This is a genomic window from Belliella aquatica (genome assembly GCF_014637795.1).
Classification (GTDB): Bacteria; Bacteroidota; Bacteroidia; order Cytophagales; family Cyclobacteriaceae; genus Belliella; species Belliella aquatica.
The window spans coordinates 17,468-40,034 of record NZ_BMFD01000020.1 but is presented as its reverse complement, the minus strand read 5'-3'; the positions used below and the strand labels follow the sequence as shown (position 1 = coordinate 40,034).

Here is a 22,567-nt window from a genome sequence, read left to right as displayed (position 1 = left end):
ATGCTGTCATTTTTTGCAGTAGTCATCAATAAACCGAAGTGGTCTTCTCGATCGATTCTATTGAGTTTACAGACCACTTGCTTATTGGAACCTTCGGGAAGCATATTGTAAAAAAACGGAAACAGGTACTTAGAATGAAACTCTTTTTCAGTTTTAAGTAAGGTGAGACTGATGCTTTGCTTGCTGTTATTGGCTACCCAGTCATCATGATAAAGAAATGAAAACGAACCATCATCATGTTGGGTCAAGATACCAGCTTCTTCATTTTTGAATAATACCTTGGCTTTTCTCATTTAGTAGGTGTTACATTTTTTATTTTAAGGCAAACCTCCATGCCCAATACATCAGACAGCTTATGCAATGTTAAAAGTGTTGGGTTTCCCTTTCCGCTTTCAAACTGCTTTACTGTTCTCAATCCAACACCTGATAATTCTGATAATGTATCTTGTGTTACTTGTAGCGCTTCTCTGCGTTCTTTTATCGTTTTTATTAATTCTGTAAAGTGCATTATATAGCATTATTTTATGTAAATATAAATCTAATTTTTAAAATTTCAATAAAAAGAGCGGTAAATCGCACTATACTGTTCAAGTATTGATTTTCATTATATAATTACTATAAGAAGTGTGTTTTAAAGCACTATTATACAGGTAAAAAGAATTTGTCTTGGTATTGGGAGAATTGCTGATACTTAAATACTAATCTAAAATTTCTATTGTTATTGATAGAGAGCCAATGACACAAATCAAACCTAAATAGTGGGTCAATCCCGAAAGTGGGACAGGTTATCTACTGGACTTTTCAAAGAATACATCACTTATTTACCTTTAGTACCCAAGATTTTCATCAACTCCTGGTCTCTTAAATGACGGCCCTAGTTGAGGCTGGTTTTAAGTTAATGGTGGAAGCCGTTAAAAAAATGGGTTAGCTCGCGAAGCTTGCAGCGAGATCCACCCATTTTTAGATTGGAGCAATTGGCTTAAAATTAAATTGGGTACATACCAGAAATACCCAATAAAATCGCTTTCCCAATTAAAAAGCATCTCCTCTGTCCTAGATGCCCGTACTTTAAAAATCTTTACTATTTATTTTTTAGAGGGTAATTACCTCTAAATTTATTTTAAATACAAATTTTTAACTTATATTTGAGGGTAAAGTCTCTCTTATGAAAAATATAGACATTGATAAACTCCTTCAAGAAATCTTCCAAGATGATTCTGAATTCGATGTAAAGAAACGATTCGAGGAAAAAATCACGGAGTATGGACTCAGTAAAACCAAAGCACTCAAACTCCTCAATATCGACAAAGATGTCTTTACTGAAATCCTTAATGGAAATGCCAAACAACCCAATCTAATTCATGTCGTCAAAATTGCAGAATTTCTGAATGTTGATGTTCATGAATTCATTAAAATGGTTTTGAAAAATCAAAACCCAGAAAACATTGCTTCCATTGATCGGGCTCGAAAGCTGAAGTTTCTGTTGATGAACTTTGATGTTAAAGCATTAACCAAAGAAGGGTTTTTTGATGCTGAAAACGATGTAGATGATTTAGTACAGAAAGCACTGAATTATTTTGGATATAAGTCTATTCGTGAATTTGAAGAACAACTTATTGAACCACTTTACAGCAGATCCAAGAGACAGTTTTCAGATAAAATGAAAGACTTTTGGGTGAGATCAGCCTACCAATCTTTCAGGTTAATCGACAACCCAAACCCCTATGATCGGGAAAGACTAAAGGAGATCATTCCTTTGATGAAACCTTACACCCAAGATGTAGAAAACGGTTTATTCATCGTTTGTAGAGCGCTCTATAATGTAGGGGTAACAGTTATTTTTCAAAATTACCTACAAACCACTCATGTCAGAGGAGCTACCTTTTTCATAAATGAGAAGCCATGTATCGTAATTACCGATTACTTAAAAAAATATCCAACTCTTTGGTTTACATTATTGCATGAACTGCATCATGTGCTCTTTGATCTCGAAACGATCAAATCAAACAATTACCATCTGTCGGATGATCAGGACCTTTTCCTAATTGAAGAAAAGGCGAACAGCTTTGCACGTGATTTTTTCATGCCCATAGAGAACTTTAATTATATCAAAAGCTATATCAACAACTCCTACATGGTTGAGCGGTTTGCGAAAGACAATGAAATTCACACCTCATTGATCTATTCTTTCTATACTTGGTATCAAAATGAGTTGTATGGCAAAAATTATCACGCAGCTTTCAAAGAATTTTATCCTGACTGCAAAACGTCAATTAAAAAACTCAATCCGATATCCTGGTCTGACGATTCAATTAAAACATCAAGTGACAAAATCAAAGTAGTATTTGAATTAAAATAACCACATCATGTGAAATGCCCGTAAGAAAAAGTCTTGACACAGATGATTGATTTTTTCGGGAATCATATAGCAACTTAAATACAAAAAATTAACACGATGAAAGACAACGATAAAAAAGACGATAAGAAAGTAGAAAAACTGAGTGAAGCAGACATTGAAAAGATGGAGCTACTTAGAAAAAGCACTCAAAAAATTGGGAAACAGCTCACCATTTCCAGTACAACAGGGTCTTTACAAGAGATTGACGAATTGAAACAACTGGTAGGTAAACAGCTGGACAATCCTGAAGAAAAATACAATATCTATTACAAAGGAATTAGAAAGTTGCTTATGGATCACTTACCTAAAGGTGAGGACTATAAGCAGATGCGCGATATCATCTACGATGAAAAGAATATCTTCCTGAATTTAGGAAAGCGGAAGTCTGACAACAAAGGAGTAAGAGGCTCAGATGGTAGAATGACATACCAGCCTATCATGAATGAAATCCTTGATATCATCATCAGTTGGGTAGGAGAGTCTCAAAACCCATTTGAAATTTACAAACAGCTCTATCTGCTCAACGATAAGCACGGATACCCACATGAAGAATACGATACTTCTACCAAAAGTGTGGCCAATGCCATGTTAAAATTAGCACAGGATTAAATTGACAAATAACTACAGGTTGACTGGATGTTATTTTCTCAATGATTCATTCCTTACCCACTGACTAGACTGTTTCGGTCTAATATAATTAAAGAATTCGTCTGATCGCTGTACCGCTGTACTTTTGAGATTAAAAAGGAGGTTACAGGAAGAATTTATGAAAAATTGGTAGAGTTTGAGAATTATAAACTAATATACGAGTGGTGAATGAATCGCAATAAAGACAATAGGATTTATGAATAAATCAATAGTGAATTAACTAAAGGAGATTTCACATATTATCTAATTCACTGTATACGATAAAGAAACCAAATTATTCAATTAATTAGATCCGAAAATCCAATTCTATTACCTAAAAATGGATTTTGACTTTAATAAATAAATCTGAACTCAAATGGAACAACCTACAGGCAAAGGAAAAATTTCTTAACGTTTCCTTATGGATTTATGTTATAGTAAGGTAGTTGAAATTAACAGAATTCGATAAACTCAGTCTGATCACTTTTACTCTCGTTGGACTCAAGGACTAGAGTTGCAACTACAGGGAAAATACCATTTATTTTTGGAGTTTCTTCAAAAAGGACTGTTTTGGTAGCATGTGTCAGATTACCTACCTCTTTAGATTGAATGATATTGTTTCCCAAACCGTTAGCATTAATAATCATTATTGTAATAATACCGGAACAATTAGAGTCAAAAACTTCTCCTACGGAGACAACTATTTGGCACTCTTGAGTAACAGGATGTAAGTCAACTAGTGGAATTCTCATGATAATTTAATTTTGAATGTTTGTACTTGCTGAATTAATTAATCTAAATAAATCTGATACAAAATTAATACTGACTGAACCATAGAAACTTTGATTCCAGTCATATTTATTTTTTTCTGGGGAAAAATAATATGTTCCTCCAAACCCAAATCGAATGGCTTTATTTACTCGCAAACCTACACCGACGAAATAAACTGGTTTGATATTTTCAACTCCGGAGCCAATCCCAAATCCAACACTGGGGGTAAGGTTATGAAGAAGATTACTTTGAAACAAAGGATAATCTTTTTCTGGATCTGTTTTTTTTAAATATGGATTTAAATTTACAAAGAAGTTGGTAGTAGATGTATTGTGAGTATATACAGCTCCTAAATCAATTCCCAAATATGACTCCAGTCCTAGAGTTTCTGCGTTTGTAGTGTGTGTTAACTGGATAGTTTGAGAGCTAATAATTCTAAGACTATTGAATTCTTTTGAATAAAAAGAAATTGCTGTTTGATATTTTTTTATTGGTTCTTCTATTTCCGATTTGAATTGTTTCCTAAGTTGATTTTCTGTTAAATTTGAATTCTGATCTAGTTCTAAAATTTGCGTAAATAGTTTATTGATATCTTCATCTTCCAATTTAAAAAGATAAAGAACTGGGTCTTCAGCTTTCAAAATTTTATTAATTTCTCCTCCTGCATTTTTGTTAGGAATAAGATATTTTTTAAAGAAAAAAGATTCATCCCAGACGTATTTTTTTAATCTAAGGTCGCTTGAATTATTATTCCAAACATTCCAATTATTTATAATTTCGAATTCTAAAAGAGAAATAACATAATTTCCTAATTCAAGATTATTCGGCAAAAAATAAGAATTCCATTTTGTAAGGAATTCATTTTTTAGAGGATTGAAGATTTGATTGAAAAAATCTTCTCTGTTTTCATATGTAGAATTGGAATCTATTGACTTTTGCAGCGAAGAAACAACAGATTCCTCCCAATATTTAATGATTTCTTCTGTTTCTGATTTTGTAAGTGTCCTTTTTTCTGCTATTTCAAAAATAATATTAGTTCTTTTAGGAAATGGACCAACAATCACTGTCCAACTTTTATCAGAAATATTTGCTGTACTAACAATTTCATTAATACCATAAATTGACTTGACAGTCAAGCTTTCTAAAATATTTGATGAATTACCTTTAATTATAATTTTTTCTCCAAAAGGAATTGGTTCTTTTTCAATAAAGCCCATTTTGACTAAATCATAGTTTAAAAGGTTACTTTGACACACACCTATTTGATAGAAAATAGTTATAAATAAATATGAAAAAGCTATTGTTCTAATTACAGTTTTAAAGGATTTCATAGGCTTGATTTTTCTTCAAGTTTATAATATTTACTTAATTTATCTTTCATTAAAGGAGTCCCAAAAAAGGTTGATTTTTCCCTAAAACCCTCCTAATCAACCAAAAAGCGCCATTACCTCCTGTCTTTTTTTGACTTCAAGCTTTTGATAGATATGATTGATATGGGATTTCAGCGTACTCAGCGAAATGAAAAGTTCATCACAGATCTGCTGATTGCTTTTGCTTTGCAGGATGAGATTCAGCACTTCCCTTTCTTTTCTTGATAATGTCTTGAGTTTGGATTGTAGCTGAAGTACTTCTTGATCGGAATCATCTATTTCGGCTTTTACTTTCTTATATTCCTTGTTGATCACACCTGCATAAACCCAGGAGATACCGAAACCTAAGAGCATCAAAGCATACATCCAACACAAAGATCCATTCCAATGTAGGGGAGGACCTATTTCAGTAAAAATCACATAATTTGATGCCACAAATAAGCAGGCAATACTGAGCATCATAAACCCATGAAAGTATCTTTGGCTTGCATAATTCTGAACAAAAAGTTTCATATCATAAAAAGCTGATTAGTAAATAAATACGTTCATTACAAAAATGGCAAATTCAAACAGGATAAAAAATACCAACTACAGGGTATTTTTTAAGCTTTAAAATATCGACGACTTCAAGAATTACTTAACAGGGTAGGCGAGGAGAAGAGTCTCTATACATTGTAAAAGGTGAGAACCGTTAGAATCCCTGAACCAATGGCCCAAATCAAACCGAAATAGGGGGTCAATCCCGATATTCAGAACAAGCCATGCTCCGGAATATCCATCAGGCAATCAAGCTTCTTTTTCGGCCCTTCGTTTCTGTTATGCGTTGAGACAAACACATCCTGCCGACAAGCTTGGGTTTGAACGTGGACTTGAACGGCTTGGCAAGGTGTGTGGCTGTGGAAGGTTGGCATCAATATTTTAAACTTTTCTACCTAGTCTCGGGTGATCAATCATCCTTTTCATAGTGTCAAATAATGCCTGGTAAAAAGATTCGTCTTTTGCATAGAGTTTATACAATTCAAGCTCCTTCTTTCTCTGCTGCCCCATCACATCATCCAAAATTTTCTTAAATGCCAAATCTCTATTTTGTATGTCTTTGTTGTCTGCAACTTTGGTTTGATAATCTGGGTGAGCTTGTATGTGCTTACTCAAAGAGACGAATTTCACTCTCTGATCTTCTGGAGTGGCGTCCCAGCCTTGAAACCATCTTTCATTGAATGATTTGATGATTTCATCTAAAGGATCTTTATCTTCATCTCCTCCATGTGCCCCTCTTGGATTTGGATTCTGTGGATCTAGTTCTGTTGCAGAATCATCTAAGCCAATCGCATGATTCAACTTTGTTCTTTCAAGACCATAAGTGGAAAGATCAACGGATTCTAATAGCTCATCAATCAATTGATCTTCTTTGGTGATTACGATCAATTTTGGAATTAGAAATTTCAAAAACCAAAATAGTTTTTCCCACTCCAAGACTTCATAAGGAATAATAGAAGCCATTTGTCCGTAAATTTTTACAAACTGTTTGGCTTTAATCTTAAAGTCAGCTTTTTCATCATCTTCCAATTCCAGTTCTGCATTAAAACGATTGGCAGCAAAGTCAATAATTGGACTCAATTGCTGAGCATCAACTTTTGCAAAATATTTGGCAACAAAGTCTTCTACTTCTCTCCATTCATAAACGCCTACATCGTCCAAAGCACCTTTTAGCTCGTGTAATACATTGATGTCTGTAGCCCCATTTAATGATGTTGACGTATAAAAAGGGTCAAAAGACAGTTTAATGTCTTCTACATCATTGAAAAAGTCTAGAATAAATATGTCTTCTGTTTTCTTGCCTAGTTTATCCGCAGCACGATTCAATCGGCTCAATGCTTGAACTGCCAAAACTCCTTGTAGTTTTTTATCCACATACATGGTGCAAAGCTTAGGTTGGTCAAAACCTGTCAAGTATTTGTTGGCCACTACCAACATGCGATAATCGTCAGAATCAAAATAGTTGCGTGTGTCATTCTCTGAAAAACCATTCAAATCTGCTTCTGAATACTCTATCCCGTCCACAGTTTTCTTTCCCGAAAATGCGATGGCAATCTTAAACGGATTTCCTTTGTCGTGAAGAATTTTTTTGATGGCAAGGTAATATCGAATCGCTGACTCAATATTCTGGGTGATAACCATCGCCTTGGCTTTTCCTTTCAGCTTCTTTGTGTTGTACACTTTGCTGATAAAATGCTCAACAATAATCTCTGCTTTGGTGCCAATTGTCCTTTTGTCTCTTTCTACATAGGCACGTAATTTCTTTTGTGCCTTTTTGGTATCAAACAAAGGATTGTCTTGAACTGACTTTTCTATTTCGTAGTAGCTTTTATATGTTGTGTAATTGGCGAGTACATCTAGGATAAACCCTTCTTCTATGGCTTGTTTCATAGAATACAAGTGAAATGGCTTGAATGTACCATCTTCCTGTTTTGTTCCAAATCTTTCTATTGTGGCATTTTTGGGTGTTGCTGTAAAAGCCAAGTATGATGCATTGCCCTTCATTTTCCGAGCTTTCATTGCTTTCAGAATAATGTCTTGACCATCTTCTTCCTCCCTCTCCTGAGCGGAGTCGAAGGATTCTTCAGCATAGTTTTTGCCCATTGCCTGATTCATTTTTCCGGCTGCTGTTCCACTTTGTGAACTGTGTGCTTCATCTATAATCACTGCAAAACGCTTGTCACTCAAATCTGCAATACCATCAACAATGAAGGGGAATTTCTGTATGGTGGTAATGATGATTTTTTTGCCTTGCTCCAAACTGTCTTTCAAGTCTTTTGATGAAAAAGCAGGGGCAATAATATTTTTGACTTCTGAAAACTCTTTGATGTTATCCCGCAATTGTTTGTCAAGCAAACGCCTGTCCGTTACTACAATTACTGAATCAAATAAGGGGGTTTGGGTTCCTTTTGATCCTGGCAAATCATCTCTTTCGGGATAGGTTTCTATCAATTGATAAGCAGCCCAAGTGATGGAATTTGACTTTCCTGAACCTGCCGAATGCTGTATCAGATAGGTCTGATTGGTTCCGTTTTGGGCGGCATGTTTGATGATTTTTCGAACTACATCCAATTGGTGGTAACGTGGGAAAAACAACGTTCTCTTGCTCAAAGCATCCGTAGCTTTGCCATCAAAACGTACAAAATGCTGAATAATATTTGCTAAGCTTTCTCTTGTAAAGACTTCTTCCCAGAGATAAGAAGATTTATGCCCAAAAGGATTGGTGGGGTTTCCCTTTCCACTGTTGTTGCCTTTATTGAATGGGAGAAAAAAGGAGTTATCGCCATCGAGTTTGGTACACATATAGACCTCATCTGTATCTACTGCAAAATGCACTATGCATCTACCGAACTGTAAGAGTGGCTGCCGAATGTCTCTATCTTTTTTGTATTGCTTGATGCCATTTACTTTGGCTGTTTGTCCTGTCCAAGCATTTTTGAGTTCTAAGGTGGCTATGGGCAAACCATTTACAAAAACCACCATGTCAATCTCTTCCCGTTGGTTTTCGGTATTGTAACGCACTTGGCGCGTCACACTAAACTCATTTTTCTCAAAATTATTTTTTACGATTTCACTGCTGCTTGCCATGGGAACTTGAAACAACAGCGTGAAATAAGCATCTTCCACTTCCAGACCTTTGCGGAGCAAACGAAGTAAGCCGTATTTTTTTATCATACGGTCAAGACGCTCCACAATTTTAAGTTTCCAGTCGGCAGCCCGCTTCAGTTTGTCAAGTTCTTCTTTTTGAGTACTTTCTAAAAAATGCCAAAAGCGGGTTTCATCTAAGGCATATTGAGCATTAAAATCATTGCAATTACCGATATAAAAGCCATTGCCCGAGCGATAGAGTTCTACAGGTTCATTCAACTCAGTTTCCTGACCTATATTTTTAAGATCCTCTAGGCAAGTTCCTGACAAGGTCTTTTCTATTGCCGATTCTAGCGCTTGTTCGTTAGTTTTAGATAACATTTATGAAATATTTTTTTACACTCAAACAATTTCTAACTAAAATAATTTGTATTGCTTTTTGAATAAAACTAATGAAAAATAAGCAAGTTCTTCATTTCTTCTCCATGTTTTAAGATTGTGGCCTCATCCCATACACTCTCCTTCATCATCAGCGATTGCTTCAAACTATCAATACCAGCTTTAAAGTAGTAATCCTTTTTAGCTTCGGGCATGTGATTACTTAGTCTGGAGTTTTTACTACTGCTTATCAGGCATAAGTTTCCAAAATGATCGCAAAGGTCTTGGTCAATTTTATGGTCTTTTGCTATCGGATTTTGAGGGTAATAATGTTCCACTGAACTGCGGAAAGCAAACTCAAACTTTTCTGAACCGGCAGTTCCTTTTTTCCAAAGGAGAAAGTCCAAATAGTTGAAAATAATGTTTTCAACCTCTGTTCCGGTGTCGAGTTTGCTCAAATCAAGATTTTTAGGCTTGTTTTGATTTTGTGGCTCGGCATTCAAAAGGTAAATAATGTTATAAAAATCTATTGTTTTGGAAGGCTTTGCTAGATATCGGTCAAATAAGAATGACTTTGCTAAGTTTTTTAGATATTCAATGTAATCAGTAGAATTAATTGATGTATGTTGGTCATAGTCATAATAAAAAATGTAGCTAAGAGCCGCATTCAACCAATGCTTGTAAACCAAAGTTGGCGTGGAGACATGAAACATAGAAAGCAGCATGATCAATTCTTTATTGACACCCCCTGATTCCTCTTCGCCGCCAAAGGTATTTACATAACTTACCCTATTTTCATTGCCCCTACCTTTATACCATTTTAATCGTTTAAGACTCCATTGGTCCTTTTCCCCGATAAATTCTCGCTTGATAATATAGTTGTCAAAGGCCCACTTACACCAAAGAAGATTAAAGCCAAACTCTTTAACAAAGCTTATCGGTTCGTCCTGCTTTCTCAGTTGGGCGAAAAACGTGTCCAATAAACGTTTATCGTCCAGTGCCACTCCTTCTTCCTCAGTTTGTATTCGTAATACATGCAGTAAAAAATTCGAAAAGTTGATGATGGATGTGAATCTCTCTGGAGCATCTTCTTTTTGGCCTTCCTTGGTTTCGATCTTTTCGGCGAACTCTACGATTTCTAAAATACCTCCTTTGAAAAAACCTGAATCATTTTCACTACTGCTCATTTTTGGGTAAACCAGATCTGCTACTTCCTCTAAAGTATAGCAAGTAAACTCGTTCCACTTGCCTTTTGTGAAAACAGCATCTCGTTGTTCCACATTAAACCCGTATTGGACATAGCGCTCCATATCGGCACAAGCCTCCCAAATTAGGTTGAATGCATAACTTAACTTTTCATCATCGTACAGAAATTCTAATAGTTTAGCTTTTAGAATCTCATGTTTTTCCAACTGCTCTCCTCGGGTATTCATGATCTCGAAGTAGTGGTTTAGATCAGTATCCCCAGGAACTGAAACCCGCATCAGATGAACCTTGTCTGCCAGATAATCATAAAAATCAATGATTTCAGAGGTTTTGGACAAAAGCTTTTTGAGTGATTTCTCGATAACCTTATAAGCTTGAATGATTGCTGGATTATAATCCTTTGAAGAATCTTCTTGAAGTTTCTTAGATTCTCTAGATATCACTTCCAAAGCCTCGCTGGACTTCCTCCGGCTATCAAAAAATAGATTGAGTTTGTGAGGGATGAGGTTATCTATCTGGTCTTTAAAAAGCCGATTTAAAGCACTGACCAAGATATTTAGCGTAGTCAGACGCTGCTGTCCGTCGATAGTTTCATAGATAACTTTTTTATTTTCATGATGTCTTTCATAGACCACCAAAGTGCCGATGTAGTAATTTGAAGTTCTTTTCTCTGACACGGCATAATCGTAGATATCTTGGATCAATTGGGAAATCTCCGGCTCTCCCCAAGCGTAATTTCTCTGATAAATAGGGATGACGTACTCCCCGGAATCAAAAATCTCCCGTATGCTATAGGTGTGTATCGAATCAGTCATGGAGGTAGTTTAATCGTTTAAAAATAACTTCAATTTCCTTGGTTTTGCTGGATCGGACTTGATCCACAGAAGCCAAAGGTAGGCTCAAAACCTGCTTTGGATTAGTGGATTCTTTTATTGTTTTGAACAAAAAAGGAGCTTCTAAGGCATAATTGTCCATGGAAGCCAACTGTACATTTTGCATAGTCAGGCGGAGGCTATATGCCCAAACAAAGAATTTTTCTATTGCTCGGTCTATTTCCACAGTTCCAAATTTATCCAAGTAATAGAGTAAGGTACAGTCAAATAGGGACCTAACGTATTGATCTCCTGTGCGAGTTCGAGCATCATATTTATTCAAAGTTTTAAGAATTTGCTTGGAGTGCTCGGAAATGCCTGTCAGCCGCTTTTCGAAATCCATCTGTCCGATGTAGTGATTAATCAACTCAAAAAACCGCTTTCCATTGATTATGATCTGATCGATTTGGAAGGGATATATCATGGATTTTCGGTCGATACTCCGGTTAAAGTCTTGATTGTAGCCCTCTACATAGAAGTGACCAATGCGATAAAGGTCAGCAAAAGGAAAAGGCTCCTGAATACTTGGGCTGATACCCTTAAAAATATCCACCTCGCTCTTATCAAATTTCCGGGCAGAGGTCCCTTTGGACCAGTTCCTTATTCGGTAGAGATAATTGTCAAATACCTTTTTTAAGTCTTCGGTATTTAGTCCTTCCCAAGTTTCCACACTTTTTAGCCTCTCGGCCTCGGTGGAGATTTTACTCATTTCCCGAAGGTGGTATGCCTTCAAAAGGTCATGCGGCTCCAAATCTTTTCCTCTAGCATTTTGGGAATCGAAAAACTGAAAAGCTTCCGAGACATCTTCCAAGATGACTTCAACCAATTCACATTTATTGTAGAAAAACAAAACTGTATCCACATCAAAGTCATCCACTCTCCGAAATATTTCCCGATAATTTGTCTGAATGTTTTTCAAAGATGTCGTATTGGAAAAAGCTAAGTCTGAGAACCACTGTGATTGGACTGGATCAACCTTGGCTTTATGTAGTTCAGCATGTAGGCGGTTCTGATTGGAGGCAATTGCCAAAGCAATTAAAATCAAAGTGATTGTACGTTGCTGCCCGTCCACGATATTGAGCTGACTTTTTTCATCCCTGTAGAATACGATGGTGCCTAGACGATAGGCAGAGCGGTCTCTATGATACGCAATATCATCAATCAGTTGATTCACGTTTTTTATCGTCCATTTGTATGGGCGTTGATATTCCGGAATGGTAAGCCCCTCCTTTCTAAGCAGGTCTTTGGTCTTGATGATACGAGTATGTAGTTCTTGCTTACTCATTTAAACCTCTTTCATATTATTCTTCACCCCATTTTTTTAATAAAATACGTTCCGAGTCATCAATCCTTGCCGACAGCTCTTTGAGTTTTTGAGTAGGAAAGGACAACAGAACTTTCCCTATATCCTTCCTGTGCTGATAAGCTTCTTGTATGTATTTCCCTGGACCATTGTATATGACCTCAAAACTTCCTTCTTTATCTAATTTTATCCCTATGTAGTAATCAGGGGCGTGGTTGTAGGTCAAACTCTCTTTAAAAGTGGCCTTTATTTGAACATTTAACTTAGGCTCGTATGTCGTTACTGCATCATAATGATGCTTCAACCTATCGTGAAGTTTAATTTGGAATAATTCCTCGGCTATCACTTCACCAATGTCCCCAACTAATCTACCATCGAGCGTGAACCCGTTCTTTTTTGATGCGAAAAGGCGTTTAAGACCAGAAACAGATTCATGCAATTTTTTGATTACTTCTTGCAGCTCGACTATCCTATCGTTATCCATATCAACTCACCATTATCTTCCCAGTCACCGCTCCATCGATCAGCGTGGATTTCAATTCCTTTAATTTCTCTATTTGCTGCTCCTGCAGTTTTATCGCCTTCTCTATTTTAGCAGATTGAGTTTCGATGTGGGCGACAATTTCGGTTTGTTCTGATAAAGGTGGCAATGCATATTCTAGATTTGCAAAATCATTAAACCTAAAATCGGTAGAACGCTCTCTAATTCCTTTGGCAAGAGCTTGGATATATCCTTTCCTTGCAAGTTCTCTCAAGTAATAGGCATAATAAGAAGAGTTAACCATTTCAGCTTTTCTTTCCGTACATACTGAATAGACGGGTGTTGATTTTCCATCAGAATCTGATACGCCAATAGCACCCGCAAAAGCATCCATATTGTGAATGACTAAATCTCCAATTCGGATACCCTGATAACCATGTTCCTTTAAGGCATTTGTAAAACCTTCAGTTTTTCTATTTTTTCGCAAAGTTACTTGGCCGTCTCTGAAACAGGTAATTATTTCATCTTCGTTTCTAATAGGTCGTTTTTGTTGAACATATAGCCATTTGCCTTTTTCTACACTCCACTCCTCCGGTATCTCTCCAATCCATTCTACACCAGAGTCTTTCATTTTCACATTTGGGTTTAAACCCTTTGTCACCGCATTCTGAATAATAATCTGCTTGCGTTCTTTGAGCAAGGCGATCATTTGTTGTTTTTGGGCAATGACACGGTCTATTTTGGTGGTTTTGTCGTCAAGAAAGGTGGCGATGGCGGTTTGTTCGGGGAGTGGGGGAATGAAAGTTTTGAAAGCAAAGAAATTATCTTTTGAAATTGTATTTCTCAAACCTGTATAAAGGGGTCTCATTCGTTTATCCGCATCCAAGTTCAAGTAAAAATAATAAAGAAAATTTCTGTCAAATTTTGGATTAACCTCCATTACAGTGTATGCGCCAGTAATCATTCCTTCAAAATCAGAAAGGCCAACACATCTTGGTGTTTCTTCAACATCAAATAGGCAAAAAACAAAATCTCCTTTTTTAACTTCTTGATATGTGTCAAACTCAGCAGGAAATTTACCACCGTCTTCAATTACACGTTGAATTATTCCCTTTAAAGTCAGCGACAACAAAACATAGTCGACTGACTTCTTTCCGACTTGATTTTTTTTTAGTTTGAAAATGTTTTTATTAGAAAGTAATGACCAATGCTCCGGAATCTCCCCCAACCATTCTACACCCGAATCTCTGTAGGCAGGATATTTTTGAAAGGTGGTATTTCTTGTTATTGTGTTCATGCTTTGGTGTTTAATTGAAGGAGAATGGTTTGTCCATCGAAGAAAACGCCTTGGTTGGGTAATTCCTGCGTTTTCAGTTGAAATGAAATCTGTTTAACTTCTTTACTCAAGTTTTCATAATTATTTTCTATTCTGTCTATGCGCTGATTTATGGCATATCCTTTCAATAAATAACCCCTTAATACATTTGTTGCCCAAATACGGAATGGTGTACCTTGTTTGGATTTTACCCGATAGCCAACTGATATGATAACATCCAAGTTGTAAAATGCTACAGGCTTATCAGAATTTGGAATATGCATTTTTTGCATATTGCTTTTTTCATCTAGTTCACCTTCTTTAAATACATTTCCAATATGGCGGGAGATTACAGATTGGTCTCTATGAAAAAGTTGAGTCAGCTGATCCTGGCTTAACCAAAGAGTATCTTCTTTGAGTCTAACTTTAATATGCTCCTCGAGTTCATCTGGGCGATATAATATTGTTTCATTACTCATTATGACTACATTTTCAAAATATCCATAATCAAGCCTTCGCTTTCTTCTTCTAAGGCAAGAATCTCGCTGCTCACCTCTTCAATGCTTCTCAAAGGCTTGTGCTGGTAGAAGTATTTATTGAAACTGATTTCATAGCCAATTTTGGTTTTGTCCAAATCTATCCAAGCTTCACCCACATGTGGTTTCACCTCACGCAAATAGTAATCATGTATACTCTCGTTTAGCGGTACATTTTCACTATCGCGGAGATCGGTTTGCGTTTCGTAAATGATGTACTCGTTAGGCTTTCCACTAGGATAATAGCCGAAATCAGGCAATTGTGCAGCCGTGCAATCTAAGTGGTGTAAAAGTTTGTCTAATTTATCTCCACTTAGCTTTTCGGTTTTCTTGATGACTTTTTCAGCGCTTTCATCATAGCAAGTTACGGCGGCATAAATCTGATTTTTCTCGCTAGCCGTAAGTTTGATTTTCTCCTTTTTCAAGACTTCATCTACTTGAGCGCCGAACACATTGAAATCATGGTATTCATCTGTACCAATTTTCTCTAAAAGTATGGTGGCAGTTTCTAACAAGCCTTTCTGCTTTTCCCAAGTTACTTTGGAGGTAAGCTCTTTGCGTTTTTTGGCATTCAGGTCCAGACCGCTTTTCTCGGCCCATTCTATAATTTCCTTTTCGAGAGGTTTGATGTCTTCGTAGACTTTTTCACCATAGGTTTTATAGGCCCACTGCATAGGTTCTTTGAGTGATTTTTCAAAACGGAGGGATTCAATTCGTTCCTGGGTGAATTGTGCTTTCAGTCTCGCAGGCCTATCTATTACAACCTTGTAATAACCAAAGTCGGCGTTATTAAATACTTTCACAGCCAGCCCATCTTCACTTTGCCGCTCCACATTCACGAAATTCATATAAGCATCTTGAATTTCAGACACATGTGTTGCTGTGAGCTCACAGTTCTTTGCCCCTAAGTTTTTACGGAGTTTGGCAAACCGCTGTGAGGCATCAATTAAAATAATCTTCCCTTTTCTATGGCTTGGTTTACTATTGGTCAAAAACCAGATATAGGTCGTAATACCTGTATTGTAAAACAGGTTGTTGGGCAGCTGCACGATGCAATCAAGCCAATCATTTTCTATGATGTACCTTCGGATATTGCTTTCGCCACCACCTGCATCTCCTGTGAATAAGCTAGACCCATTGTGCACAGAGGCAATGCGCGAACCCTGTTGACTTTGGCTTAATGGCTTCATTTTATCGACCATCTCCATCAAAAACAGCAATTGCCCATCTGATGAACGTGGCGTAGCATCTACATCCTCGGGATTGCCCCAATAATCTTTGAGGGTAATCTGAAAGCGAGTGTCAATAATATCCTTACCGTCTTTGATGTATTTTAAATCTGTCGCCCATGACTTTCCATAAGGAGGATTAGACAGCATAAAATCAAAAGTATTTCCTGCAAACTCATTGGTAGAAAGCGTGGAACCAACTCGGATATTTTCGGGATTGTTGCCCTTGATCATCATGTCTGATTTGCAAATGGCATAGGTTTCATCGTTGATCTCTTTGCCATACAAATACACATCCCCCATTGCCCGAATGGCGCCTTCTTCATCCTTGATGAAATTTTGCGATTCCGTAAGCATCCCACCAGAACCACAGGCAGGGTCATAAATAGTCATGACGGGTGGCAAATTGTCTTTGATAGGTTCAAAAACAATGTGTGTCATCAAATCAATCACTTCACGAGGAGTAAAATGTTCCCCTGCTTCTTCGTTGTTTTCTTCGTTGAACTTCCGAATCAATTCTTCAAAAACATAGCCCATTCCCAAGTTGGAAAGTGGTGGGAGTTTTCTTCCCTCAGGATCTTGCTTTTCAAAGGGAGTAAGATTGATATAAGAGGAGGTGAACTTTTCTAGAACGTCCATCAACACATCTTTGGACGCCATGTGTCGGATTTGGCTTTTCAGCTTAAACTTGTTAACAATTTCCTTGACATTCGGACTAAAGCCATTCAAGTAATCTTCAAAGTTGGCTTGTAAGATTTGTTGGCTGTTGGTAGCTGTATCGTGTAGTCTTTGTAAAGTCCATTCGCTGGTGTTGTAGAACACATATCCACTAGCATCTCTCAATCCTGTTTCATCCCATTCCGTAAAACCAGCTTCATCTCTTTGAAAGGCCAATTCTTCCATAACAGCATCTTTGGTCGGTTCGAGTAGCGCATCCAATCTTCTCAAAACCACCATTGGGAGAATCACATCTCTGTATTTACCTCTTACATAAACGTCTCTCAAGCAGTCATCCGCTATTGACCAAATAAAGGATATGAGTCTATTGTGTACTGATTGGTTCATTCTTTCGTATTTATTTCAATTTCGTTTTTTCTATTCCGTCGAATTTAGGCAGAATTTAAGTTTTTTTGGCTTCAGGTGCCTCAAATATTTAAGTGACAAAAGTTGGGGGATAGGTTGTGTTTTAAGGGGGGTTGGGGTGTTGTTTTGCATGATTCAGCTTAGAGGTGGAGGGAGTTTTTAGCACTAAACTTCATTAGATGTAAAAAGCTTGAATTTAGCATTTCACTGTCATCAAATCACGAAACCCCGCTTTTGCAAAACGGCTGTTCGCTGCTGTATTTATTTCAGATAAATCCCTTTGCCTTCAAGTTTTCCAAAATATTTTTCATACTGTTGTATTGCGTAAATGTCCATCATTCCACCTATGTAATCTTGTACTTTTCTCTCCCATTTTGGTGGATGCCTGTAATTTGCTGGTAATAGAACCATATCTCTATTGTAGCTCTTGTCGGTATATAGTTCATAAAGTCGAGTTAAAACGTGTCTCCCTAATTGTTCATACTCTATGATTTCTGGTTGCCTTTTAATACACTCAAACGTCATTTTCTTAAGACCTGCAATTAATAACCCCAAAGTTTTATAACCCAACTTTCCATCTACTAAATCAATGTCTCTAACGAAAGCATTAGCTAGGATTGATGTCAATTCTTTTCTAAACAGCATTGCATACTCTTCCGATGACTTATATATGTGTGCTTTGTCAGCAAATTGTCTTGCTAGGACTACAAACTTTTTAAATTCTATGATTATCCCTTTGTATTCACTTCGTATAGAAAACTCGTATAAGAGTTCATCTATTGTGAAAAAGTTTAATCTTAATGTATCTTCCAAGTCATGAATAGCATAGGCTATTTCATCACACAAATCCATTATTTCACAATCTATCGTCTTATGAGTAATCTTATACTCGTCAAGCCATTTTTTTACGAGTTCATAATCATTATTGTAAAGAAATTTTTTGTTAGCTGTTTTTATTTCAGAGCCGTCTGTGTCTGTAGAAATTTCGAATTCTGGTTTAAAATACTTTACGACACCGAGCATTGTCCTAATTGTTAAATTCAAGCCATTAAAGTCATAATGTCTCTCTTCTAATCTGTTTAGAATTCTAAATGTTTGTGCGTTTCCTTCGTATGGATGGTTTTCAGAAACTTTGCTTAAAAAAATCTCTCCTGCGTGACCAAAAGGAGGATTTCCTATATCGTGGGCTAAAGAGCAAGTTTGAACAGTGATAATGTCATTTAATTTCAATCTTTTGGCAATTGTTTTTGCGAATTGGGCAACTTCGAAACTATGAGTTAAACGATTTCTATAAAATACCTGGCTTTTAGGAACTAACAATTGCATTTTTCCTTGCAATCTTCTGCAAGAAGATGAATACAAAACTCTTGAATAGTCTATGTCAGCATTGTCTCTAAAATAGTCAATACTTCCCTGATACTTGTTGTCTACTCTTATGTCCTTTACAAGTTCGAGTTGGGATTCTTTTTCCTTGCAGTAGTTTTCTAATTCAGTTTCTATCATTGTGTTTTTTTTAATTCTGACTAACGTATTTGCATATATTTGATAATAAGTCAATTACAATAATCATTTTTCTCAATTTCCTCTTGTTCTTCCGCCCATCCGTTAGCTTACGAAATCAACTTTTTTAATGTAGAGGGAATAGCAGCTAACGAGTTTATTAACGCAACCATTGCGCTATGTATGCCATATGGAACAAATAGCGTAACGTATTGCGGATATTTCTTAATCAACCCCCTAAAACTACCACCTTCTTCACTCTAAAAAAATACCTACTACAGGGTATATTTGATAAAAAATAACATTTTACCAATACTTATAAATTGTCCAAAGAATCTTATAGCATACCCCGAAGACTCCTTTCACCGTGTTACTTAGTTTTGAGACGCCTATGCGTTTCCTGTAATCTACGGGAATTCTGTGGTTTTGGGACCTACTTGGGCGGCTTTGATTTGCATCTCTCGGTCCAGCCATAATTCTGATCTACCATTCCCAAGTCTTTCAATTGATCCCACTTGATCGCTCTAAATGGGCCAAGGAAGGTATAGATGGTCTTATAAATCCAGCGCATCAGCTTCGTCGTTAGCCAATTGCCAAATTCTTTCGTACAAAATATCTTGATACTTGATAGAGAATACTAAGTATAAACCAAAGAAAAATCTCCTAAATACAACTCAAAACTAAAACAGCCACTTCTTAAAATCCAACAATCATCCTTCTATTCCACCTAGCGAACCCTTCACCCTCCGGATGTCAGTTAATAAGCCACGGTATCCCGATAGTTCGGTATCAAAAGGGGCTAAACCGAAATCCCACTACGCTCCACTTCGGTTTAGCCCTTATATGTTAGCGTCAGTTTTTATCTCTAGTAGTCTTGTAGCCATTTTTTTATGTCGTTAAAATCTTTAAGGTCAAGTTGGTTTTCAAAAGTCTTTGCTTCTTTAACTGCGTCCTTGGTAAAAAAACTAGTCGTTACAATAATACTTTTTGCAGGTCTGTGAATTGAATGAACTCCGATTACTTCTCTTATAAGTCCAACATCAATTTTGTTTTCAGGACTATACCTTTTGCACTCAACATAAGTTAAGAAAGTTGAAACCTTTGTCCGTATAGAAGCTATTATATCACGTCCCCCGTCACGTGTTGCTTTCGTTAACTCTACGTCAAAACCTAAATCTTTTAAGATGCTTGCTATTAATTCTTCAAATTTTCTAGGATGGAGGTTATACAGCTTCTCAGGATGCTTGTTGAAGTATTTTTTAATTTCATCATCTATGTTGGTTACAATTAAATTTAACGGCTTTTCACCCTTTTCTTCACTTAACTCAAACAAAGTTTCTTCTTTCTGCCCCTTTACAGATATGTCGTTAATTGAATTGCGTAAAATATTTTGAGCTTCGTCAATAGAGTTTATAGAAACCTTTACTTCAATTGCTCTGTAAGCATTATCGCTTTCTAGTCCAAGAATTAAATAGCTCCAATCTTTGTCAATGTTGTCTTGCAAAACAATGCCAATTAGTTTATCGTCAGAAGTAACAAACCATTTTTTCTCGGTCGAGATAATTCCTGCCATAGGATTTTTGTCTATGTCGTAGTTGTGAAGTTCGTCTTCTGAAATTTCTCTAATATTCATTGATTGTGTCGTTTTGAAATTCTGACTAACTTAATCAAACCCCCTCAATTTGAGCTGATTTCCAATCCTAATTAGTCAGACCGAATTTATCTATTCCTTTTTTATTTATCAATGTATTCTCCTACCGCAATAAAACTCGGCACGAATCTATGTTTTCCTAATACCTCGAATCGCAACCAATAATCCAGTGAACTTGCGGAAATGAAAAATTCCAATAAATCATCATAGAGACGAGCTGGAATTTAGTCGATACTGATTTTATTCTATATGATTGTTAAATTCGAGTGATGCCGTAGGAACGACATAAGGTTATGACTCATAGTCCTTACTTTCATATAGACTGATTTTCGTTTATTCTCCATTTGTGAATTTACTTTTTATAAGTCTCAAAAACGCGGAATTCCTAGCATCTGCATCCGAAATAACAGCATCAATGTCCCACATATAAATTCCTATTGGAAGTCTAATATCTGGATTTTTACTAATTGCAATTGTTGAATCTTTATAATAAATTTTACCAGATGAATAAAGCTCATTATATTCTCCAGATAAATGCAATTCTAACTCTTCATTGAATTCTACAATTCCGTAATACCAAATTCTCTGAATTTTATTTGAATAGTATTTCATTAGTTTTCTCGCACGTTTCTCTAATTGTGTGACTGTTTTCATATTTTCTTCTAATGAAATACTACGTTTTTTTAGTTCTACTATTACTAAATCAAAATTTGGTGTTTCACTTGGGTTATTTGAAAAAACTAAAGCTAAATCGGGTCTGTCGTCATCTCTTTCAATTACTTCATCTTCTGTTATAAATTGAATTAACTCACTAAGTTCCTTGTCACTAAGGATTGTTTCATAAGTCATATATTTATCGTCAAGTAACCAAGCATTATTTCGATACAAGTCATTCTCTAGGTTTTCCCTATTAAATCTTGACTTCATTGTTGCGAATAAATTGTGCAATTCAGATTCACTTTCCTTTTTAGATGTTTTTTTTAATTTGTCGATTGTAAACTGGCGAAATAAAATATACTCTGTTAATGCTCGTGCTGAAAGTTCTAAAGATTTGTCGTATTGCTCGTCTGAGAGGCTATTTGCTTCAAGAAGTTCTTTTTGTGCCTTAAAAAATTGGTCTTGTGCTTTCTTCAATACTTCCGCTCTTGAGATATAACCTATACTCTCAGAATGAAAATACCCTGATAAATGTGGAAAACGATTTACCAAGTTCTTTTGAGTATCAAAATTTCTTTTTTTAACTTTTGGTATTCTACTTTCTATTAATTCCGCGACTTTTTTCCTGAAAATTGTTTGAATATTTTGTAGTTCAGAGTCTGATACATTAAGGGCTTGTCTTGTATTATCAGCTTTTCCAGTAAACCAATCTGAATATAGAAGAAATACCATATTATATCCAATAGGTTTGTTTTCTTCTGCAATTAGATCAACCTTTATCGTTCTATTGTCCACTGATACAGCTGCAATTAGTGCAGTTTCAGATGGCTCAACCTCATTTATTGAAAAGTATAAGTAGAACTTCTCGAATAGGTCAAGCGGACTATCAAATTTAATGATTTCAAATTTTGGGATATCGCTATTTGTTAATAAATCAGTAGTTGTTTTTCCATCAACTGTTGATGTTATTTCAATATTTATTTTAGTGTTTTGCTGTTTTAGTTGAAAAAGGCGAGAATAAAATTCTTGCAGTATTCTGCTTTTCAGATAAGCTGATTGGATAAATGCACTAGAACGTAAACGCGTTAAAGTATAACCCGACATATACAGGGTTGTTCCGCTTTTTCGTTCAAGTACATCTATAACTTTTGCATCTTCTTCTTTAAAGCCCTCAGTAAAGTCAAAAAATCTTTTCTTAATACCGTTATAAAAGGTTGTAACTTTAACTTCATCAAAATAACACAAGTAAACAAGTCTTCCTAAACCTTTGTGAGAATTTTCTTCAACATCAAAAAGATTGGAAAACTTTTTATATCGTTTATCTGTAATTCCAATTCCATTGTCTTCTATTCTTATAGAAATTGTTTCAGGCCTATTGTATGCTTTTGCTTGAATGTCAATTTTAATTTCTGTTGCTTGTGCGTCTAACGAATTAGCAATAGCTTCAAAGTAAACCATCTCAAGTGATGAATTACCAAAAAACATTTTAACTGCTTGTCCAAGTTTTACTTTCATTTTTTATTATTACAATGTTTTATCATCTTTTAGCCGTCTGACTAACACAAG

At 36.0% G+C, this 22,567-nt stretch carries 17 protein-coding genes and 1 pseudogene; 2 read left to right on the top strand and 16 right to left on the bottom strand.

From position 1 onward, the window contains the following. The coding region (locus IEV57_RS17645; RefSeq protein WP_188444376.1) for a HipA N-terminal domain-containing protein at nucleotides 1-293 on the bottom strand (293 nt) is incomplete at its 3' end. Further along, nucleotides 290-508: a helix-turn-helix domain-containing protein gene (locus IEV57_RS17640; protein WP_188444203.1), complete on the bottom strand. Its 219-nt coding sequence runs from the start codon at nucleotides 506-508 to the stop codon at nucleotides 290-292. The genes IEV57_RS17645 and IEV57_RS17640, both read right to left, overlap by 4 nt. A gap of 657 nt (nucleotides 509-1,165) precedes the next feature. Here IEV57_RS17640 and IEV57_RS17635 point away from each other — a divergent pair. Both IEV57_RS17635 and IEV57_RS17630 read left to right on the top strand, forming a co-directional pair. After that, nucleotides 1,166-2,359, top strand: coding sequence for an ImmA/IrrE family metallo-endopeptidase (locus tag IEV57_RS17635; protein ID WP_188444364.1), 1,194 nt, complete (start codon nucleotides 1,166-1,168; stop codon nucleotides 2,357-2,359). A 96-nt stretch (nucleotides 2,360-2,455) separates the two neighbouring features. After that, complete coding sequence (locus IEV57_RS17630) at nucleotides 2,456-3,007, top strand: hypothetical protein (RefSeq protein WP_188444363.1); 552 nt, start codon at nucleotides 2,456-2,458, stop codon at nucleotides 3,005-3,007. Nucleotides 3,008-3,477: 470 nt separating this feature from the next. Here IEV57_RS17630 and IEV57_RS17625 read toward each other — a convergent pair whose 3' ends face one another. From IEV57_RS17625 to IEV57_RS17560, 14 genes and pseudogenes are all read right to left on the bottom strand, one after another. Then, nucleotides 3,478-3,777, bottom strand: coding sequence for a hypothetical protein (locus IEV57_RS17625; protein ID WP_188444362.1), 300 nt, complete (start codon nucleotides 3,775-3,777; stop codon nucleotides 3,478-3,480). A gap of 6 nt (nucleotides 3,778-3,783) precedes the next feature. Continuing rightward, complete coding sequence (locus IEV57_RS17620; RefSeq protein WP_188444361.1) at nucleotides 3,784-5,127, bottom strand: hypothetical protein; 1,344 nt, start codon at nucleotides 5,125-5,127, stop codon at nucleotides 3,784-3,786. 96 nt (nucleotides 5,128-5,223) lie between these two features. After that, a complete protein-coding gene (locus tag IEV57_RS17615) occupies nucleotides 5,224-5,679 on the bottom strand; it encodes a response regulator transcription factor (RefSeq protein WP_188444360.1) in 456 nt (151 codons plus the stop codon). A 405-nt stretch (nucleotides 5,680-6,084) separates the two neighbouring features. Continuing rightward, nucleotides 6,085-9,171 carry a type I restriction endonuclease subunit R gene (locus IEV57_RS17610; protein WP_188444359.1) on the bottom strand — a complete coding sequence of 1,029 codons (3,087 nt, stop codon included), beginning with the start codon at nucleotides 9,169-9,171 and terminating at the stop codon, nucleotides 6,085-6,087. 68 nt (nucleotides 9,172-9,239) lie between these two features. Next, a complete protein-coding gene (locus IEV57_RS17605) occupies nucleotides 9,240-11,189 on the bottom strand; it encodes a DUF262 domain-containing protein (RefSeq protein ID WP_188444358.1) in 1,950 nt (649 codons plus the stop codon). Next, a complete protein-coding gene (locus tag IEV57_RS17600; RefSeq protein WP_188444357.1) occupies nucleotides 11,182-12,531 on the bottom strand; it encodes a DUF262 domain-containing protein in 1,350 nt (449 codons plus the stop codon). Before IEV57_RS17600 ends, IEV57_RS17605 begins: the two co-directional genes overlap by 8 nt. Before the next feature lie 16 nt (nucleotides 12,532-12,547). After that, the gene (locus tag IEV57_RS17595; protein ID WP_188444356.1) at nucleotides 12,548-13,033 is read right to left on the bottom strand and encodes a DUF6998 domain-containing protein; all 486 of its coding nucleotides are present in this window, start codon (nucleotides 13,031-13,033) and stop codon (nucleotides 12,548-12,550) included. 1 nt (nucleotide 13,034) lies between these two features. Beyond that, nucleotides 13,035-14,327, bottom strand: coding sequence for a restriction endonuclease subunit S (locus IEV57_RS17590; protein ID WP_188444355.1), 1,293 nt, complete (start codon nucleotides 14,325-14,327; stop codon nucleotides 13,035-13,037). Next, nucleotides 14,324-14,824: a virulence RhuM family protein gene (locus tag IEV57_RS17585; RefSeq protein WP_188444354.1), complete on the bottom strand. Its 501-nt coding sequence runs from the start codon at nucleotides 14,822-14,824 to the stop codon at nucleotides 14,324-14,326. Before IEV57_RS17585 ends, IEV57_RS17590 begins: the two co-directional genes overlap by 4 nt. Before the next feature lie 5 nt (nucleotides 14,825-14,829). Further along, complete coding sequence (locus IEV57_RS17580) at nucleotides 14,830-17,175, bottom strand: type I restriction-modification system subunit M (RefSeq protein ID WP_188444353.1); 2,346 nt, start codon at nucleotides 17,173-17,175, stop codon at nucleotides 14,830-14,832. A gap of 279 nt (nucleotides 17,176-17,454) precedes the next feature. Next, complete coding sequence (locus IEV57_RS17575; protein WP_188444352.1) at nucleotides 17,455-18,696, bottom strand: deoxyguanosinetriphosphate triphosphohydrolase family protein; 1,242 nt, start codon at nucleotides 18,694-18,696, stop codon at nucleotides 17,455-17,457. Nucleotides 18,697-18,999: 303 nt separating this feature from the next. Continuing rightward, a pseudogene (locus IEV57_RS17570) lies at nucleotides 19,000-19,291 on the bottom strand (glycosyltransferase family 2 protein); the annotation flags it as partial. A gap of 267 nt (nucleotides 19,292-19,558) precedes the next feature. Beyond that, a complete protein-coding gene (locus IEV57_RS17565; RefSeq protein WP_188444351.1) occupies nucleotides 19,559-20,326 on the bottom strand; it encodes a restriction endonuclease in 768 nt (255 codons plus the stop codon). Between the two features lie 351 nt (nucleotides 20,327-20,677). Beyond that, a complete protein-coding gene (locus IEV57_RS17560; RefSeq protein WP_188444350.1) occupies nucleotides 20,678-22,516 on the bottom strand; it encodes an ATP-binding protein in 1,839 nt (612 codons plus the stop codon). Nucleotides 22,517-22,567: the final 51 nt, after the last annotated feature.

Excerpts from the sequence above, each read along its gene's own strand:
- IEV57_RS17640 (WP_188444203.1), bottom strand. The coding sequence starts at position 508 with ATGCACTTTACAGAATTAATAAAAACGATAAAAGAACGCAGAGAAGCG.
- IEV57_RS17635 (WP_188444364.1), top strand. The coding sequence starts at position 1,166 with ATGAAAAATATAGACATTGATAAACTCCTTCAAGAAATCTTCCAAGAT.
- IEV57_RS17630 (WP_188444363.1), top strand. The coding sequence starts at position 2,456 with ATGAAAGACAACGATAAAAAAGACGATAAGAAAGTAGAAAAACTGAGT.
- IEV57_RS17625 (WP_188444362.1), bottom strand. The coding sequence starts at position 3,777 with ATGAGAATTCCACTAGTTGACTTACATCCTGTTACTCAAGAGTGCCAA.
- IEV57_RS17620 (WP_188444361.1), bottom strand. The coding sequence starts at position 5,127 with ATGAAATCCTTTAAAACTGTAATTAGAACAATAGCTTTTTCATATTTA.
- IEV57_RS17615 (WP_188444360.1), bottom strand. The coding sequence starts at position 5,679 with ATGAAACTTTTTGTTCAGAATTATGCAAGCCAAAGATACTTTCATGGG.
- IEV57_RS17610 (WP_188444359.1), bottom strand. The coding sequence starts at position 9,171 with ATGTTATCTAAAACTAACGAACAAGCGCTAGAATCGGCAATAGAAAAG.
- IEV57_RS17605 (WP_188444358.1), bottom strand. The coding sequence starts at position 11,189 with ATGACTGATTCGATACACACCTATAGCATACGGGAGATTTTTGATTCC.
- IEV57_RS17600 (WP_188444357.1), bottom strand. The coding sequence starts at position 12,531 with ATGAGTAAGCAAGAACTACATACTCGTATCATCAAGACCAAAGACCTG.
- IEV57_RS17595 (WP_188444356.1), bottom strand. The coding sequence starts at position 13,033 with ATGGATAACGATAGGATAGTCGAGCTGCAAGAAGTAATCAAAAAATTG.
- IEV57_RS17590 (WP_188444355.1), bottom strand. The coding sequence starts at position 14,327 with ATGAACACAATAACAAGAAATACCACCTTTCAAAAATATCCTGCCTAC.
- IEV57_RS17585 (WP_188444354.1), bottom strand. The coding sequence starts at position 14,824 with ATGAGTAATGAAACAATATTATATCGCCCAGATGAACTCGAGGAGCAT.
- IEV57_RS17580 (WP_188444353.1), bottom strand. The coding sequence starts at position 17,175 with ATGAACCAATCAGTACACAATAGACTCATATCCTTTATTTGGTCAATA.
- IEV57_RS17575 (WP_188444352.1), bottom strand. The coding sequence starts at position 18,696 with ATGATAGAAACTGAATTAGAAAACTACTGCAAGGAAAAAGAATCCCAA.
- IEV57_RS17565 (WP_188444351.1), bottom strand. The coding sequence starts at position 20,326 with ATGAATATTAGAGAAATTTCAGAAGACGAACTTCACAACTACGACATA.
- IEV57_RS17560 (WP_188444350.1), bottom strand. The coding sequence starts at position 22,516 with ATGAAAGTAAAACTTGGACAAGCAGTTAAAATGTTTTTTGGTAATTCA.